This is a genomic window from Pseudalkalibacillus berkeleyi (genome assembly GCF_021608225.1).
GTDB lineage: Bacteria > Bacillota > Bacilli > Bacillales > Fictibacillaceae > Pseudalkalibacillus > Pseudalkalibacillus berkeleyi.
Genome location: NZ_JAKIJS010000002.1, coordinates 26171 through 41964, shown reverse-complemented (window position 1 = coordinate 41964; position 15794 = coordinate 26171). Strand labels below are relative to the sequence as shown.

Sequence of the window (15794 nt, the reverse complement as noted above, 5' to 3'; positions counted from 1 at the left end):
CTTTCCATCCTTTTCCATAAGTGTACCAAACTTACCTTGAAGTTGGCAGACACCTTTTAAAATCCTTACCACTCTAGTGGTCTATGTCAATCAAATGTTTGTTTGAAGTCCGTTGGTGTTTGTCGAATGCCCCATTTATACTGAAAAGTGCTCGAGAGTAGATCCTCCCGAGCACTTTTTATATTTTGAAATATTTACTTAGGTGTTCAATTAATGTTTTTTTATAATATTCGATATCGGGATTCTTCTTCACATCGAAACAAGAAAATGTTTTTAACCCTTTCATCCCTACGTATTTATGGATCAGATGAAGTGGGAAGAGAACATCCTCAACATTTCTCCCCTCAAAGAATTTACTTCTATCGTTGAATGCCTCATAAGGAGCGTTCCATGTGGTTGAGAATATATACTTTTTTCCGGTCAGCAGCCCACCACCTGTTCCGTATTCAGGTGTATTCCCGCGAAAGTATACGCCATGTTCATGTGTTTGATCGAAGTACCTTTTAAAGAGTCCCGGTACACTGTAATTGTATATGGGCGTCTGGTAGATGACCGCATCAGCCCATTTCACTTTCTCTTGTTCCTCACTTTTATCATAACCGTCCTCTAAAATCGATGTTTTCACTTCATAATGGTGTGAGAGACAATCAATGATTACATTGAAGAGCGTGCGGTTGAGTTCACCTCTTGAGTGTTTAAAATACTCATGACCATTAATAACAAGAATCTTCTCCATATGAACACCCCTTTCTTAACTATGGATTTTACCACTAATTTTTCATCGTTTTCAAAAAAAACCATGCTATGTTCCCTTATAAAGTTCTTGTCCCACAAGGGGTATGACACTTCAATCAAATGTTTGTTTGAATCATATTGGAGTTTGTCGAATGAGTGAATTAGTTGATTTCATCGTTTTTCAGGTCTATGTATAGAGAGCCGTCTTTTTGCACTTCAGCGTAAAAGATGTCTGAAGGATCTTTGACACCTGCTTTTCGTAATTGCTGCTCGAGCCAGAGTGGACTGAGGTTCAATTTCAACAGATTGTGTTCATTGATTTTCCCATCTGATATCACTTCCGTCCCAATTGGAATGACGCTACTACTTTTAGAGAACCCAAGGTCCTCCTTCGTAACGGATTGCTTATTGTCTTTTTTCATAACAGATAAAGTTCCATCTGTTTCAAAGATCGCGTAATCAACATCCTTTATTGAAAAGACACTCTTTCTCCTGAGCATTAAATTTAAGGAGTCTAGATCTAATCGAGCTTTTCGTAACGCACCCTCCATGATCTTACCTTCCTTAATCACAATAAGAGCGTCACCATTGAACCATTTCATGGCTCGCTTTGACTTGATATCTATGTACCCTAACGCAACTGTAAAAACAGTCCAACCTATTAATGCGTAAATCCCGCTTAGTACATCCAGTCGATCATCAATCGCAAGTGAAGCGCCGATATTCCCGATTGCAACAGCAGATACAAAGTTATGAAACGTTATTTGGCTTAACTCTTTTCTCCCCATTATCCTCGTTATGATTAATAACATCATGAATGAAAGCACTAATCGAAGTGTTAGCTCATAAAAGTCCATCCCATTCCAACCTTTCAATCGTTTACCTACTATGTTTCCCATATTCATCCATAAATAAATCAACTAGAATGTATAGACGTATGAAGGATTCCGTCTACTTCAATCAAATGTTTGTTTGACATGCGTTTGATTTTGTCGAATGGATTATTTTCTTATCAATCTAATAACTTGGACTGCTTTTAGTTGGAATCATTCAATAATTTCATCGATACTCTATAATAAACGGTATATAATGTCAGTAAGAGGAGGCGTTAAATATGGGCATTAATTGGGCGGGTATTATCTTTTGGTGCTGTACACTTTCGTCCTTTATTTTGTTTGTCTTTTCAGCCTTAACTCGAGATTCATTGTTTATGTTAATTAGTGGCATCATTCTCATTCCACCAGCATTATACTTTATTGGGTCACCTACACTTTGGTGGATTGCCTTACTACCAATTATTCATTTCGGGTTGGCTACTATATATAGGAGAAATAATGTCCATCACGATAGTAAAATAGAGATTAAAAATAAGAAGGATTGATTGTTTAAACAGTCAAACGATTCCTGAACTGAAGGAGGCACATTCGTGACAGACATTGTCTTACTCACGGCTATTAGCTTAAGCTGGATTATATTCAGCTGGTTAGTCATATACTTTCATAGAAAACTGGGCTGGTATATCCTCCCGTACACTGTCTTCCAGCTCGGTGCAACACTCATTGTCTACAGCGTGGCCTTTGTAAAAGGCTGGGCAGGCATAGGATTTACGAGCCTAGGTTTGTTTATAATCGGAGTGGCTTTATTCATATTGTTAATCGTTTTCGTTGGATATAAGATGAAACCACGAGAAGCATACGAGGACTTTACCTAAAGAGGGACTTAACATGAAGTTCCTGGATTTATGCACGATAATTTTGATATATGCACGATAATTTTGATATATGCACAATAATTTTGATTTATGCACGATAATTTTGATATATGCACGATAATCCGGATATATGCACGATAATTCAATTAAATGCACAATAAATCAGATATATACACGAAAGCATAACAAAAGGCTGACCCTGGCATTGATTTCATAATCAATGTATTGGGACAGCCTTATTTGTTAGTCGTTGTCTGTTTTGAACCGTTCTTTCGGGACAATCATTTGCAGGTGATGTCTTAGGTTTACGAACTCGCCTGGGAGGCGTCCTCCGTATTCACCGTCTAGGTTCAGCTGCATTTTCTCATCTGTATGAATCTTAATGCGACTCGCCTTTTCATAAATGATATGTTCATCGCGGATATGGTCCCCTTTAAGTGCAAGGGTTGCAATCCTGATAAACTCTGCAAGGTTCGTCTTTTTCAAAATGACGAGGTCGAATTGACCGTCGTTGAACTCCGAGAGTGGCGCAAGTTTTTCAAATCCACCTACTGAATTCGTGTTAGCGACCAAAAATAGCATGATTTCGCCTTCAAATACTTTGTCATCATACTCAATCTTGACGTTCGTCGGACGGATGGATGGCAGCATCTCCATACCTTTCAAATAATACGCAAGCTGTCCGATCATCGTCTTCATCTGACTCGGAACGGCATATGTCAATTCTGTCAGCTTTCCGCCACCAGCGATGTTGACGAAGTATCTGCCATTCACACGTCCGATATCGACCGGAATATCCGTCCCTTTACAAAGGACATCTACAGCCTTCTCAATCGTTCTAGGGACGCCTAGAGCGCGCGCAAAATCGTTCGTCGTTCCAGCAGGGATAATCCCCATCTTCGGTCTGTTCGGTCGCTCAGCGATCCCGTTGATGACCTCATAGATCGTTCCGTCCCCACCAGCAGCTATGACGAGATCGAATTCCCGCTCAACCGCTAGACGAGCCGCTCTTGTTGCATCACCTTCGTCAGCAACAGTAGCATGTGCAGACGTCTCATAGCCCGCCTTTTCAAGCTTTTCTAATATGTAGGGTAACTGACGCTTTACTAGCTCACGCCCTGAAGTTGGATTATAAATTAATCGTGCTCGTTTCATATCGATCACCTTTTTTACTTAGGGTTCTATTTCCTTCACAAAACAATCGCTTCTAAGATTGTAATTTTTTCTAGTCCACCTTATTATAGTGACCCCAAATACAAAATGCAAAGACCATATACCCTAAATTGAATTCAATCAGAAAAGAAGCCCCTATTAAGGGCTTCCTTCCATTCACTTTATCGTTTGTTCATTTCTTCGACGAGTATTTTGTTGACCATCGGTGGGTTTGCTTTCCCTTTCGTCGCCTTCATCACTTGACCGACGAGGAATCCGATTGCTCGGTCTTTACCGTTCTTAAAGTCTTCAATCGACTGTTCATTTTCATCTAAAATACCTGTAATAATTGTACGAAGTTCACCTTCATCAGAGATTTGGACGAGTCCTTTCTCCTTGACGATCACTTCTGGATCGCCACCTTTTTCGATCAAGTCTTTGAATACTTTCTTCGCAATCTTAGAAGAAATCGTTCCTTTTTCAATCAAGGTGATCATTTTCGCAAGACCTTCAGGTGTAAGTGCCACTTCGTCAATCTCTTTGTATTCAGCATTCAAGTACGCGGAGACTTCACCCATCATCCAGTTCGATGCAGCTTTTGCATCTGCGCCATTTGCGAGTACTTCTTCAAAGAAGTCGGACATTTTCTTCGATTGGGTTAAAACCATTGCATCATAAGATGGTAGTTTCAAGTCTTGGATGTAACGTTGCTTACGTACATCCGGAAGCTCAGGAATTTCTGAACGGACACGCTCAATCCAAGCTTCATCAATAGATAGCCCAACGAGATCCGGTTCTGGGAAGTAACGATAGTCGTCCGAACCTTCCTTAACACGCATGAGAATCGTCTTTTTCGTCGTTTCATCAAATCGGCGTGTCTCTTGAAGGATTTCTCCTCCGCTAAGCAATTCTTTCTCCTGGCGGATCTCTTCGTGTGCAAGACCTTTTTGTACGTTTGCAAATGAGTTTAAGTTCTTAAGCTCTGCTTTCGTACCGAACTTCTCTTGTCCGACCGGGCGGAGTGAGATGTTCGCGTCGCATCGCAACGAACCTTCTTCCATTTTACAATCCGATACTTCTGTATATTGCAGGATCGCTTTCAATTTTTCTAAGTATGCGTAAGCTTCTTCTGGTGTGCGGATGTCCGGCTCAGAGACGATCTCAACAAGCGGCGTCCCTTGACGGTTCAAGTCCACAAGAGAATGCGTTCCGTCGTCAGCGTGCATCGACTTACCCGCGTCCTCCTCCATATGGAGACGCGTGATCCCGATTCGTTTCTTCTCACCTTCTACTTCGATTTCAATCCAGCCGTTTTCGCCGATCGGCTTATCAAATTGTGAGATCTGATACGCCTTCGGATTGTCTGGATAGAAGTAGTTCTTACGGTCAAATTTCGTTTCGCGCGTGATTTCACAGTTCAATGCCATTGCGGCGCGCATTGCAAAATCAACGGCTTGTTCGTTTACGACAGGTAAAACCCCTGGGTGTCCGAGACAGATTGGGCACACGTTCGTGTTCGGCGGTGCACCGAATTCTGTTGAACAGCTACAGAAGATTTTCGAATTCGTTTTCAGTTCTGCGTGGACCTCAAGTCCAATAATCGTTTCAAAATGCATCTTATCGTCCCCCCTTTACAGTTCCGGTTTGTTTTGATGATGGTCTGTCGCTTGCTCATAAGCATGTGCAACGCGGTAGATCGTGCTTTCATCAAACGCTTTTCCGATGATTTGTAGTCCGACTGGCAATCCGTTTGAAAGTCCGCATGGTACTGAGATCGCTGGTACACCTGCAAGGTTCACAGGGATCGTCAGGATATCGTTCGCATACATCGTCAGTGGATCGTCTGTTTTTTCACCGACTTTAAAGGCAGTCGTCGGTGTTGTCGGCCCAAGGATGACATCATATTTTTCAAAGACTTGGTCGAAGTCGTTCTTGATCAATGTACGTACTTTCTGAGCTTTCTTATAATACGCATCGTAAAATCCAGAACTTAACGCGAACGTTCCAAGCATGATTCGGCGCTTCACTTCGTCCCCGAACCCTTCGCTACGCGTATGGTTGTAAAGCTCAAGTAAGTTGTCTGCGTTTTCCGTGCGGACACCATAACGGACGCCGTCAAAACGAGCGAGGTTAGATGACGCTTCAGATGACGCAAGTAAGTAGTACGTTGCTACACCGTATTTAGAATGTGGAAGGGATACTTCTTCCCATTCAGCACCCATACCTTCAAGGACCTTGAGTGCTTCCATGATGCGATTCTTAACTTCTTCATCTACACCTTCGCCGATGTATTCTTTTGGTACTGCAATTTTCAGGCCTTTTACATCACCTGTTAAGGCTGCTGTATAGTCTTGCTTGTCCACGTTTGCAGAAGTCGAATCCATTTTGTCATGACCCGCAATCGCTTGGAGCAAGAACGCGTTGTCTTCTACCGTATTCGTGATTGGTCCAATTTGGTCAAGGGAAGACGCAAATGCAGTGAGTCCGAAACGGGAAACGCGTCCGTATGTTGGCTTAAGTCCTACCACACCACAAAAAGCAGCGGGCTGGCGGATCGATCCACCTGTATCAGATCCTAATGAGAAAAAGACTTCTCCAGCTGCGACTGATGCAGCAGATCCACCACTAGATCCACCTGGCACATAGTCCGTGTTCCAAGGGTTACGTGTTTGGAAAAAGCCTGAGTTTTCATTGGATGAGCCCATGGCGAATTCGTCCATGTTCAGCTTTCCGATCGTGACCGTTTCCGCTTCATTCAGCTTTTGAACGACCGTTGCGTCATAAACCGGTTCAAAGTTCGCGAGCAGCTGACTTCCATTCGTTGTGCGGAGTCCTTTCGTAGAAATGTTATCTTTAACTCCGATTGGTAAACCAAATAAGAGGCCGCGCATCTCGTCGGTCCCCATTTTACTATCTAGAAGCTTCGCTTGTTCGCGTGCGCCTTCTTCATTTAACGTCAAAAATGCTTTCACTTTCTCGTCCACTTGTTGGATGCGAGAGAAGGAAGCATCAACGAGCTCACTTACTTTCATCTCTTTTGTATGTAAGAGTTCGTGTAGTTCTGAAATCTTCTTATCAAATAAAGACATCTTCTGTTTTCTCCCTCCCTACTCTAGAACTGCTGGTACTTTAATAAGTCCGTTCTGCTTGTCCGGTGTATTCTTCAAGGCTTCCTCGTTCGTGAGCCATTCCTTCTTCACATCTTCGCGAAGGATATTCTTCATATCTAAAACGTGTGTGGTCGGTTCCACATTCTCTGTATCAAGTTCATTCAACTGTTCGGCATAACCGATAATATCGTCTAGTTGCTTCGTAAACATATCCGCGTCCTCTTCAGTCACAGATAGTCGAGCAAGCTTCGCGACGTGCTTCACTTCTTCTTTCGTAATTCGAGACAAATCATCCACCTCCAAAAAATCGTACGTATTGCAATATACTGATGATACCAAAAAGAACTGCAGAGAATCAACAAAAGACCCAAACAGGAACATGGGGGTTAATTCCAGTGGACTCGGATGACTGGCTAGTTTTCGAATCGCTCAGTCGACATTTCCGCTCTTGCGGGATGATTCTTCGCTCTTTCGGATCACTTCTCTGCTGATTTGAACCACTTCTCGCTCTTTGCGTTCCACTTCTCACTTCTTGCGTTCCACTTCTCGCTCCTTGCGTTCCACTTCTCGCACTTTGCGTTTCACTTCTCGCTCCTTGCGTTCCACTTCTCGCTCTTTGCGTTCCACTTCTCGCTCCTTGCGTTTCACTTCTCACTTCTTGCGTTTCACTTCTCACTTCTTGCGTTCCACTTCTCGCTCCTTGCGTTCCACTTCTCGCACTTTGCGTTTCACTTCTCGCTCCTTGCGTTCCACTTCTCGCTTTGTGCTTCAAGGTAAGTTCCACTACGATCTTGAAAGCTGGGAAGCAATCAGCGAGGCGAGTTGCGTAATGCCTTCCGTATTTTCTCGGTCACTAAGTGTAGAGTAGCTGAGCCGAATTGACGATGTCGGCGAATCGGTCACGTAACAAGCGCTACCTGGTAAAAAAGAAATAGAATGTTCTTTTGCGAGTCTTTGCAAAGCTTCTACATCAATCGTATCAGGTAGCTCCACCCATAGGTTCAATCCACCTTTTGGCTGCTCATATCGGATCTGCCCGTTTAAATACACATCAAGGATCTCTATCGTCATATCACGCCTGATTTGCAAGGCGATCCGCAGCTTCTCTAGGTGATCCTTCATTCGCTTTGTTTTCATGAATGGTAGTAGCGCTTTCTGATTGAGTAGCGGACTTCCTACATCCATTGACGCCTTCGATATATAAAGGGACTCATATAACGATTCATCTGCTATGATCGCTCCGAGTCGGATCCCAGGTGCCATCGTTTTGCTGAACCCTTTCAAAAAGATACAATGACCCGTTGAATCGAAATATTTAATCGGCTTCGGTGGCAGAACGCCGTCAAAATACACTTCGCTGAAGGAATCGTCTTCTATGATTAAAAAGTTGTACGTTTCTGCGAGCTCCAGAAGCTCTTTTCGTCGCCTTTCACTCATCGTTCGAGCCGTAGGGTTCTGGAAGGTTGGATTGACATACACAAGCTTAGGCGGTGCTGTACGGCAATGCGTCTCAAGTACATCCATCCGCATGCCTTCATCATCCATCTCAATCGGAAGGATCGCATTCCCTTTATTCATAAACGTATCGATTGCCGCTCCGTAACACGGGCTTTCAACCGCAACTGTATCCGTTGGGGACAAGAACGTATTGGCAACGATGTTAATCCCTTGCTGAACACCGCTTGTAATCAGGATATCGTTAGCTTCTGTCCGGTAACCAAGCTGTTGTTCAACATAAATCGCGACCTCTTCCCGAAGCTCTTCATCCCCTTCTACCGGTCCATACGTCGTTAAAATCATTGGGTTCTGATCAATAATCGCCTTCGTTTGCTGAGCAAGAAAATGACTTGGTAGTAATCCTGGAGAAACGACTGCCTTCGAAAAATCGTAATGGCTCTTCGATCGATTCACAAGATACTGCGACCTCTGGAGCAGAGTAGAGAAGACTTCCTGCTCTTTCTCACCGTCAATGAATGGCTTCGTTTTGTGACGACTTCTCACAAACGCACCCTTCCCTTGAAGAATCTCGATATGACGTTCCTCTTCCAATCGCTGATACACTTTATTCACCGTCAGATAATTGACATCTAGTTCATTGGATAGCTTTCGTAACGACGGCATTTTCTCACCATCAGGTAGCGAGCCTGTTTGAATCCGGTTCAAGACTTGGTGATAAATTTGCTGATGGATTGGTGTTGCTGAATCCTTTTGTACAACTAACTTCATCAAGACCACCTCCTCTGCTCGGTTACGCTTCTCCTTTAAGTAAACCTCACAACAGTCCCTTTTTCAAGCAAACTGTTATACGCGGATAGAAACTGTTGTATACCCAACACACTATACTCTCCTTAGACAAAAGAGGAGGGATCCATATGATTTTCCTAAACTATATACTCGTATGTGTTATATTCGGCACGACTTTTCTGTTTATCAAAATAGGGATTGAAGCAGGTGCTACACCGATTTTGTCTGGTGGGGTCCGCTTTACGATCGCAGGGTTACTTGTCCTTGCTTATTATGCGATGAAAAAAGAACAGGTAAAACAAGCCCTGCTCTCCAAACCACTGATTGTAGTTGGCTTCTGCATTACATTCATGACGTTTTCAACGCTTTACTGGGCAGAGCAATTTATCACGTCAGGTCTTGCCGCAGTCCTTTCTGCAACGGGTCCGATGATGATCTTACTCATTCAACGGCATCGGAATGAGGTGAGCTTAGATTCCTTACAAATCGTTGGACTCATTGTTGCTCTAGCTGGTGTCCTTTTCATTTCTTTGCCAGGTTTAAACGGCGTGTGGTCATATATGTGGATGCTCGGCTGTATTGCGGTCTTGATTGGTGAGTTCGGCTACGGATATGGCTCCGTTTTTTCAAAACGCCATTTCGCTTCCGAACAACGGTTTTCGCCGTTTCTTATGAATGGGGTGCAAATGTTTTACGGGGGAGTGATGTTGATTGCATTCTCTTATCTCGTTGAAAAACCAAGCTTTGCTTCGCTCTTCGCGAACTCAAACGCCCAAGTTTCGATGATTTACTTGATTATCATCGGGTCAATCGGTGGACATGGCTTATACTACTGGCTTATTTCCAAGACGAATCCGGTTTTCCCATCTACTTGGCTATATGTATCCCCACTGATTGCAATTTTCGTAGGCTATCTCTTTTTACAAGAAGTCGTATCACCCCTCATGATCTTAGGTGCGTTCCTCATCATTTTCGGAGTTCTCCTTTCAAACCGCCACTCGATCATGAAGCTCGTACGAAACGGCGAAGTAACACGCTCGAATTTTTAACAACGTGAAAAAAAGGACCTGACTTGAACGTCAGGTCCTTTCATCATTTTAGCCATTAGCTATTAAGACAATAAGTAGAATCGGCACGACGACAATTAGCACACTTAACAGTAGATTCCCAATCGCTCTCCATGACGAAAATTGCTGTGCTTCTGCAATGCTCTTGATAAGTATAATAATTCCCCATACTAACAAGACAGCCTCTATCGCACTTATAGCGAAAAAGAGGATCGTGAATCCAAGATTGCTTTCGACTTTCTCCATATTCGCTGTGAACATATCATCACCAAAAAAGATCAGTTGTGGAATCCAGAGAATTACACTAATAATAGCCGGAACGTTTGACCAAGCGTACGCAACTTTGATTTCGGAATGATCACCGACTCCGCCAATCCATTTACCTGTCCAGCTAATTAACAAGGTACCTATGTACAACGAGATGATGCCGGATAGTGGTCCAAAAAAGAGTGCCAACAAGATGATAGCCCATATAGACATATCTTCACCCATATTACTTCCGGAAGCCCGGTTAAGTGCGTTCATAATTCCCGCTATTGAAACGAGTATCAACGTATATTTATCGTCTCCACTATCTAAGATTGTGCGAATTGTTTTACGCGGGCTGGTCCAGATTGTCAAAAGTGCTTTGTTAAAGATTGTATTATCCAAAATGCTTCACCCCCCATATTTCTTTCTACGAACTGCCCATTAAAATGATTCAAATTTTTCAACGTAAAAAAGGACCGGCTATAACCAGCCAGTCCTTCATGTACTAATATTTAGATTTCGTCATTTACTTCATCAAATTCTGTTTCAACTGCGTCTTTAGGTCCATTACCCATCATACTTACAACGATAATTGCAATCGTCGCTAGGATAAATCCTGGTACGATTTCGTAAAGGCTGAATGGAATGACTGCAGCCGATTGTTCAGCTCCTTCTGGTGGAGTGGATAGTACCTTCCAAAGAACAACCGTTACAGCACCAACGATGATACCAGCTAGTGCACCGTTACGTGTCATACGCTTCCAGAACAGTGACAAGATGACAACAGGTCCGAATGCGGCACCGAATCCAGCCCAAGCGTAACTTACAAGCGTTAGAACTTTACTATCTGCATCAGATGCGATGAGTAGTGCGATTAGTGCAATTCCTAGTACTGCGAAACGACCAATCCATACAAGTTCCTTTTCGCTAGCGTTCTTTCTTAAGATCGCTTTGTAAAAGTCTTCTGCAAGAGCACTTGAAGATACAAGTAGCTGAGAGTCGACTGTACTCATGATTGCCGCTAGGATTGCTGCAAGTAGGATACCTGCTACCCATGGGTCAAAGAGTACTTGCGTGAACAAGATGAATACTGTTTCTGATGCTGCACCTTCTAGTGGGTTATCAGCGAAATACGCGATACCTGCAAGACCAGTGAAGATTGCTCCGAATAGAGAAACAACCATCCAACCCATACCGATTAGGCGAGCTTTCGGAATATCATCTGGTGATCTTACTGCCATAAAGCGAGTTAGAATGTGTGGTTGTCCAAAGTAACCAAGTCCCCATGCGAGTGAGGATACAATCGCGAAGAACCCAGCTGTACCACCCATTCCTGACATAATATCAACATACGCTGGATCAATACTTCCCACTTGGTTGATTGTTTCATTCCAACCACCAAGCTTATTGATCGCAACAATTGGTACGATGATTAATGCTAAGAACATTAAGATTCCTTGAATAAAGTCTGTCCAGCTTACTGCTAAGAAACCACCAAGGAATGTGTAAGAGATAATAACAATTGCACCAATCCAAAGTGCAGATGTATACGTCATATCAAATGACGATTGGAAAAGCTTTGCTCCCCCTACAAGTCCGGAAGCCGTGTATACGGTAAAGAAAAATAGAATAACAATTGCTGAAATTACACGTAATACTTTTGAGTTGTCACGGAAACGATTTTCGAAGTAATCCGGAATCGTAATGGAATCCTTAGATACTTCAGTATACGTACGAAGACGTTTCGCAACGAATTGCCAGTTCAGATAAGCACCGACAGAAAGACCGATACCGATCCAAGCCGCGCTCATTCCACCTGCATAAACAGCCCCTGGCAAGCCGAGTAAGAGCCAACCACTCATGTCCGATGCTCCGGCACTAAGTGCTGCAACTCCTGGCGTTAAGCTTCTTCCACCAAGTACATAATCAGATAAGTTACTAGTCATACGGTAGGATACAATACCGATCCCAAGCATGACGACTAAATAAATAATAAAGGTTATTAAAGTAGGCGTATCAATACCCATGTATTAATTCTCTCCCTTCGTTTCTACGAAATATGAAATGATTGATAGTATGACGACTAATGGCATAGGTACGAGTAACCAAAACCATGTTGCTGTTGATAGAGTAAATTCCTCCATGAGAGCACCTCCTGTTTTTTTGTATACACGTAATATGCAAAAATAAATTAAACTCGCCTTCCGCGATATTCCGCACTTGTTGCCACCATTAATGACGATAACACAATATAATGTTTAGAACATTGTGATAATTATTAAATTACAGGTAAGTTGTATATTTATTCATTAATATTGGAAATGAAAGCCTTTTCGCGGGAATATAATAATATCTATTCATAAAAATTTATGAAGATTAATTTAAGGATTTTTTTACCATTGGGTTATATTTACAGCATGTCTTACCTCCTATATTTTACCCAACAGTATAAAAATATTATGCAAATTACGTGCTAAAGGCCTAAATTAGCCGCTGTAGTTTTATATACCCATAAAACCTTCAAACAACACTATAAATGTAGTAGGAAAAGCACTGTGAAACGTTCCTATAGAATCGAAAAAACACCGGCTTACGGTGTTTTTTCATGTTAAGTATTAAGCTGCTTTCATTTTTTTCTTGCCAATATATTTTTTCGAGATCATCGAGATGATCGGTGTTCCAATGATGGTTGGCAGGAACCAAAAGAGTAGGACTGGAAGCTCGTTAAGCACTGGAATCTTTTCTACGTTCACGACTAATGTCGCGGTTACGATTCCGATATAAGATCCGAGCATACCGCCAATATGTGTTCTCAGCCAGTTTTTCCATCTCATTTTACGAGCAAGATAACCTAGTAAAGCTAGTCCATATGAGAACAATGCAATATAAAACAAATATGCACTTTCACTCCAATTCCATATGGACATAATTAATGCCGTTATGAAAACAATTAAGAATGATCCGTGATAAACCTCACCGACAATCGTGTGCTTCCCTCTCTTTTTACGCGCTGTTGCGGCAATGAATCCAGTAATTAAACAAATGATTCCCGCAACAATATGTATAAATAAAAAATTTTGAAACAACCAACCCATCCCCCTTAAATTTTACAGCTTAACAACTGAAATTCGGTTAAGAGGTGGAAAAACCTTCTGTATTCTGTTGAAAAATTACATTTTCCTCGTTTTGTCCAAGCCACTTCACCACAAACCGCTCACTTATCTAGACTTTTTTGAAATTATCTAGAGAAATTAAGGATTATCTAGAAAAATACGAAATTATCTAGAAAAAATCGAATTTATCTCGAAAATCACCCCAAACAAGCCCTCATCCAAACCTTTCTATAATGAAAAAACTCCCTCACAATGTGAGGGAGCTCCTTATTGATTCTATATTCGTTCTTACAATCCTTCTGATGTTGTCTTTGGTTGCATGTGTTGTACGAGGTAGTCAGGTCCACCAGCTTTAGAGTCTGTTCCGGACATGTTGAATCCACCAAATGGTTGGTATCCAACGATTGCACCTGTACATCCACGGTTGAAGTAAAGGTTTCCGACATGGAAATCTTCCTTCGCACGCTTGATCTTATCTCGGTCGTTTGTAAGAAGTGCACCAGTCAAACCGTATTCAGTGTTGTTTGCAATTTCAAGCATGTGATCGAAGTCACGTGCTTTACTGAATGCAACAACTGGTCCGAAGATTTCTTCTTGCATTAAACGAGCTTTCGGATCTAGATCAGCAAAGATTGTTGGCTTGATGAAGTAACCTTTAGAGTCATCACCTTCACCACCAGCCATCAGACGGCCTTCTTCTTTTCCAATTTCAATATAGTCCATGATCTTGTCATAAGCACCTTTATCAATAACTGGTCCCATGTAAACGTCAGCGTCTTTCGTTTCACCTGTAACAAGTTCGTTCGTAAGCTTAACAGCACGATCAAGAACTTCGTCATAAATGTCTTGGTGAACGACAGCACGTGAACCAGCAGAACACTTCTGTCCAGCAAATCCGAATGCTGAGTATACGATGGATTGTGCAGCTAAATCAAGGTCAGCATCAGCGTCAACACATACAGTGTCTTTTCCGCCCATTTCAACGATGACACGCTTCAACCACTTCTGGCCATCTTGAATTTTTGCAGCGCGTTCCCAGATACGTGTACCGACATCGCGAGATCCTGTGAAGCTGATGAAACGAGTTCTAGGGTGATCAACAAGATAGTCTCCCACTTCTGAACCGCTACCTGGCAAGTAATTTAATACACCTGCTGGCGTTCCAGCTTTCAACATAACATCTGCAAACCAAGCAGCAACTACTGGAGTTGCACTTGCTGGCTTAAGGATGACCGTGTTACCCGTTACGATTGGTGCAACAGTTGTCCCAGCCATGATCGCAAATGGGAAGTTCCAAGGAGAAATCGTAATACCGACTCCTAATGGAATGTACTTGTATTGGTTGTGTTCGATCGGACGACTTTGGATCTGTTTACCGTCTTTAATTTCGAGCATTTGACGTCCATAATACTCGAGGAAGTCTATCGCTTCAGCTGTATCAGCATCTGCTTCCTTCCACGGCTTACCTGCTTCTTTTACTAACAAAGCAGAGAATTCATGCTTACGGCGACGAATTTCTGCAGCAGCACGGAATAATACGTTCGCGCGCTCCTCAGGGTCTACCTTGCGCCAAGTTTCAAAAGCTTTGTCCGCAGATTGCATCGCTTTTTCAGCGAGCTCTTGGTTCGCTTTAGAAACACGACCGATGACCTCTTCTTTATTCGCTGGATTGTATGAAACAATCTTATCATCCGTAGAGACATATTCTCCATTGATGATTAGGTCATAGTCTTTACCTAATAGTTCTTTCTCGACTTTTTTCAAAGCTTCTTCAAAAGCTTCACGATTTTCCTTAACGGAAAAATCGGTAAATGGCTCGTGTTTGTAAGGTACTACCATAAGTATGAACCCCTCCAATTTCCCAATAGAGTAGTATTGAAAACGCATTCATGCATTTCAATTACACCCTCATTCTAACCTATAAAATCTCCGCTTTCAAACATTGAGCAATAGTCAGAATATTTCATTGGGTAACCAACTGTCACCGCTTCATTTTTCCACCCTAAATGCACTTTTACATCCTGAAAAAATAGGGAAAACACCCTATACAAAAATCAGTTGTTAGGAGGAAAACAAATTGGCCAACATCGATCTCCTCATCTCGTTGTATATCCTCACATTTTTGATTGTTTTCGGCATTTCTCTCGTATATGTAATCAAAAAAGAGGACGTATCCGTTTGGTTGGTCTGCAGTACCTTCTTAATAGAAGAAGCCATCGTCACTGCTGTCTTTTTCAAATTCGCCTTTCCCATAGGAAGTGGTATGTTTGCAATCGCATGGACTTACATAGGCGTCATCGCCACAGTGATCGGCATCATCATCCTGCTTTCCATCATCCTCTATAAAAAGAAAGAGCAGTAGAAACACACTCCTTTCTTTCAAAAAAGAAAAACCCTTTGAAGCAGCTGAATC

At 42.3% G+C, this 15794-nt stretch carries 16 protein-coding genes; 4 read left to right on the top strand and 12 right to left on the bottom strand.

Translation table 11 applies throughout. From position 1 onward, the window contains the following. Window positions 1–178: 178 nt before the first annotated feature. Together L2716_RS15630 and L2716_RS15625 are read right to left on the bottom strand one after the other, a co-directional pair. Window positions 179–736 carry an NAD(P)H-dependent oxidoreductase gene (locus tag L2716_RS15630; RefSeq protein ID WP_236337937.1) on the bottom strand — a complete coding sequence of 186 codons (558 nt, stop codon included), beginning with the start codon at window positions 734–736 and terminating at the stop codon, window positions 179–181. Window positions 737–896: 160 nt separating this feature from the next. After that, a complete protein-coding gene (locus L2716_RS15625) occupies window positions 897–1655 on the bottom strand; it encodes a DUF421 domain-containing protein (RefSeq protein WP_329610140.1) in 759 nt (252 codons plus the stop codon). A 194-nt stretch (window positions 1656–1849) separates the two neighbouring features. Between L2716_RS15625 and L2716_RS15620 the strand changes: the two genes are divergently transcribed. Together L2716_RS15620 and L2716_RS15615 are read left to right on the top strand one after the other, a co-directional pair. Continuing rightward, on the top strand, window positions 1850–2116 hold the full coding sequence (locus L2716_RS15620; protein ID WP_236337936.1) for a hypothetical protein: 267 nt from the start codon (window positions 1850–1852) through the stop codon (window positions 2114–2116). A gap of 45 nt (window positions 2117–2161) precedes the next feature. Further along, window positions 2162–2446, top strand: coding sequence for a hypothetical protein (locus L2716_RS15615; RefSeq protein ID WP_236337935.1), 285 nt, complete (start codon window positions 2162–2164; stop codon window positions 2444–2446). 243 nt (window positions 2447–2689) lie between these two features. Here the strand turns inward: L2716_RS15615 and L2716_RS15610 are convergent, their stop codons facing one another. The 6 genes from L2716_RS15610 to pdxR all read right to left on the bottom strand — a co-directional run bounded on the left by L2716_RS15610 (window position 2690) and on the right by pdxR (window position 8934). Then, window positions 2690–3601, bottom strand: coding sequence for a diacylglycerol kinase (locus L2716_RS15610; RefSeq protein ID WP_236337934.1), 912 nt, complete (start codon window positions 3599–3601; stop codon window positions 2690–2692). A 179-nt stretch (window positions 3602–3780) separates the two neighbouring features. Further along, window positions 3781–5214, bottom strand: a complete 1434-nt coding sequence (gene gatB / locus L2716_RS15605) for an Asp-tRNA(Asn)/Glu-tRNA(Gln) amidotransferase subunit GatB (protein WP_236337933.1) — start codon at window positions 5212–5214, stop codon at window positions 3781–3783. A gap of 15 nt (window positions 5215–5229) precedes the next feature. Continuing rightward, a complete protein-coding gene (gene gatA, locus L2716_RS15600; RefSeq protein ID WP_236337932.1) occupies window positions 5230–6687 on the bottom strand; it encodes an Asp-tRNA(Asn)/Glu-tRNA(Gln) amidotransferase subunit GatA in 1458 nt (485 codons plus the stop codon). Window positions 6688–6705: 18 nt separating this feature from the next. Continuing rightward, window positions 6706–6996, bottom strand: a complete 291-nt coding sequence (gene gatC, locus L2716_RS15595; RefSeq protein ID WP_236337931.1) for an Asp-tRNA(Asn)/Glu-tRNA(Gln) amidotransferase subunit GatC — start codon at window positions 6994–6996, stop codon at window positions 6706–6708. Window positions 6997–7063: 67 nt separating this feature from the next. Beyond that, complete coding sequence (locus tag L2716_RS15590; protein WP_236337930.1) at window positions 7064–7480, bottom strand: hypothetical protein; 417 nt, start codon at window positions 7478–7480, stop codon at window positions 7064–7066. A gap of 11 nt (window positions 7481–7491) precedes the next feature. Continuing rightward, window positions 7492–8934 carry a MocR-like pyridoxine biosynthesis transcription factor PdxR gene (gene pdxR, locus L2716_RS15585; protein ID WP_236337929.1) on the bottom strand — a complete coding sequence of 481 codons (1443 nt, stop codon included), beginning with the start codon at window positions 8932–8934 and terminating at the stop codon, window positions 7492–7494. A gap of 146 nt (window positions 8935–9080) precedes the next feature. Here pdxR and L2716_RS15580 point away from each other — a divergent pair, with 146 nt between their 5' ends. Continuing rightward, complete coding sequence (locus tag L2716_RS15580; protein WP_236337928.1) at window positions 9081–10001, top strand: DMT family transporter; 921 nt, start codon at window positions 9081–9083, stop codon at window positions 9999–10001. Between the two features lie 48 nt (window positions 10002–10049). Here L2716_RS15580 and L2716_RS15575 read toward each other — a convergent pair whose 3' ends face one another. The 4 genes from L2716_RS15575 to pruA all read right to left on the bottom strand — a co-directional run bounded on the left by L2716_RS15575 (window position 10050) and on the right by pruA (window position 15220). Next, on the bottom strand, window positions 10050–10670 hold the full coding sequence (locus tag L2716_RS15575; RefSeq protein WP_236337927.1) for a Yip1 family protein: 621 nt from the start codon (window positions 10668–10670) through the stop codon (window positions 10050–10052). Between the two features lie 110 nt (window positions 10671–10780). Then, a complete protein-coding gene (gene putP / locus L2716_RS15570) occupies window positions 10781–12295 on the bottom strand; it encodes a sodium/proline symporter PutP (RefSeq protein WP_236337926.1) in 1515 nt (504 codons plus the stop codon). A gap of 588 nt (window positions 12296–12883) precedes the next feature. Further along, window positions 12884–13354 (bottom strand): DUF2306 domain-containing protein, encoded by a 471-nt coding sequence (locus L2716_RS15565; protein ID WP_408005332.1) that lies wholly within the window; start codon window positions 13352–13354, stop codon window positions 12884–12886. A 315-nt stretch (window positions 13355–13669) separates the two neighbouring features. Beyond that, on the bottom strand, window positions 13670–15220 hold the full coding sequence (pruA, locus tag L2716_RS15560) for an L-glutamate gamma-semialdehyde dehydrogenase (RefSeq protein WP_236337924.1): 1551 nt from the start codon (window positions 15218–15220) through the stop codon (window positions 13670–13672). A 238-nt stretch (window positions 15221–15458) separates the two neighbouring features. On the opposite strand from pruA, the gene L2716_RS15555 reads away from it, so the two are divergent. After that, the gene (locus L2716_RS15555) at window positions 15459–15743 is read left to right on the top strand and encodes a hypothetical protein (RefSeq protein WP_236337923.1); all 285 of its coding nucleotides are present in this window, start codon (window positions 15459–15461) and stop codon (window positions 15741–15743) included. Window positions 15744–15794 lie beyond the last annotated feature (51 nt).

Excerpts from the sequence above, each read along its gene's own strand:
- L2716_RS15630 (WP_236337937.1), bottom strand. The coding sequence starts at position 736 with ATGGAGAAGATTCTTGTTATTAATGGTCATGAGTATTTTAAACACTCA.
- L2716_RS15620 (WP_236337936.1), top strand. The coding sequence starts at position 1,850 with ATGGGCATTAATTGGGCGGGTATTATCTTTTGGTGCTGTACACTTTCG.
- L2716_RS15610 (WP_236337934.1), bottom strand. The coding sequence starts at position 3,601 with ATGAAACGAGCACGATTAATTTATAATCCAACTTCAGGGCGTGAGCTA.
- gatB (WP_236337933.1), bottom strand. The coding sequence starts at position 5,214 with ATGCATTTTGAAACGATTATTGGACTTGAGGTCCACGCAGAACTGAAA.
- gatA (WP_236337932.1), bottom strand. The coding sequence starts at position 6,687 with ATGTCTTTATTTGATAAGAAGATTTCAGAACTACACGAACTCTTACAT.
- pdxR (WP_236337929.1), bottom strand. The coding sequence starts at position 8,934 with ATGAAGTTAGTTGTACAAAAGGATTCAGCAACACCAATCCATCAGCAA.
- L2716_RS15580 (WP_236337928.1), top strand. The coding sequence starts at position 9,081 with ATGATTTTCCTAAACTATATACTCGTATGTGTTATATTCGGCACGACT.
- putP (WP_236337926.1), bottom strand. The coding sequence starts at position 12,295 with ATGGGTATTGATACGCCTACTTTAATAACCTTTATTATTTATTTAGTC.
- pruA (WP_236337924.1), bottom strand. The coding sequence starts at position 15,220 with ATGGTAGTACCTTACAAACACGAGCCATTTACCGATTTTTCCGTTAAG.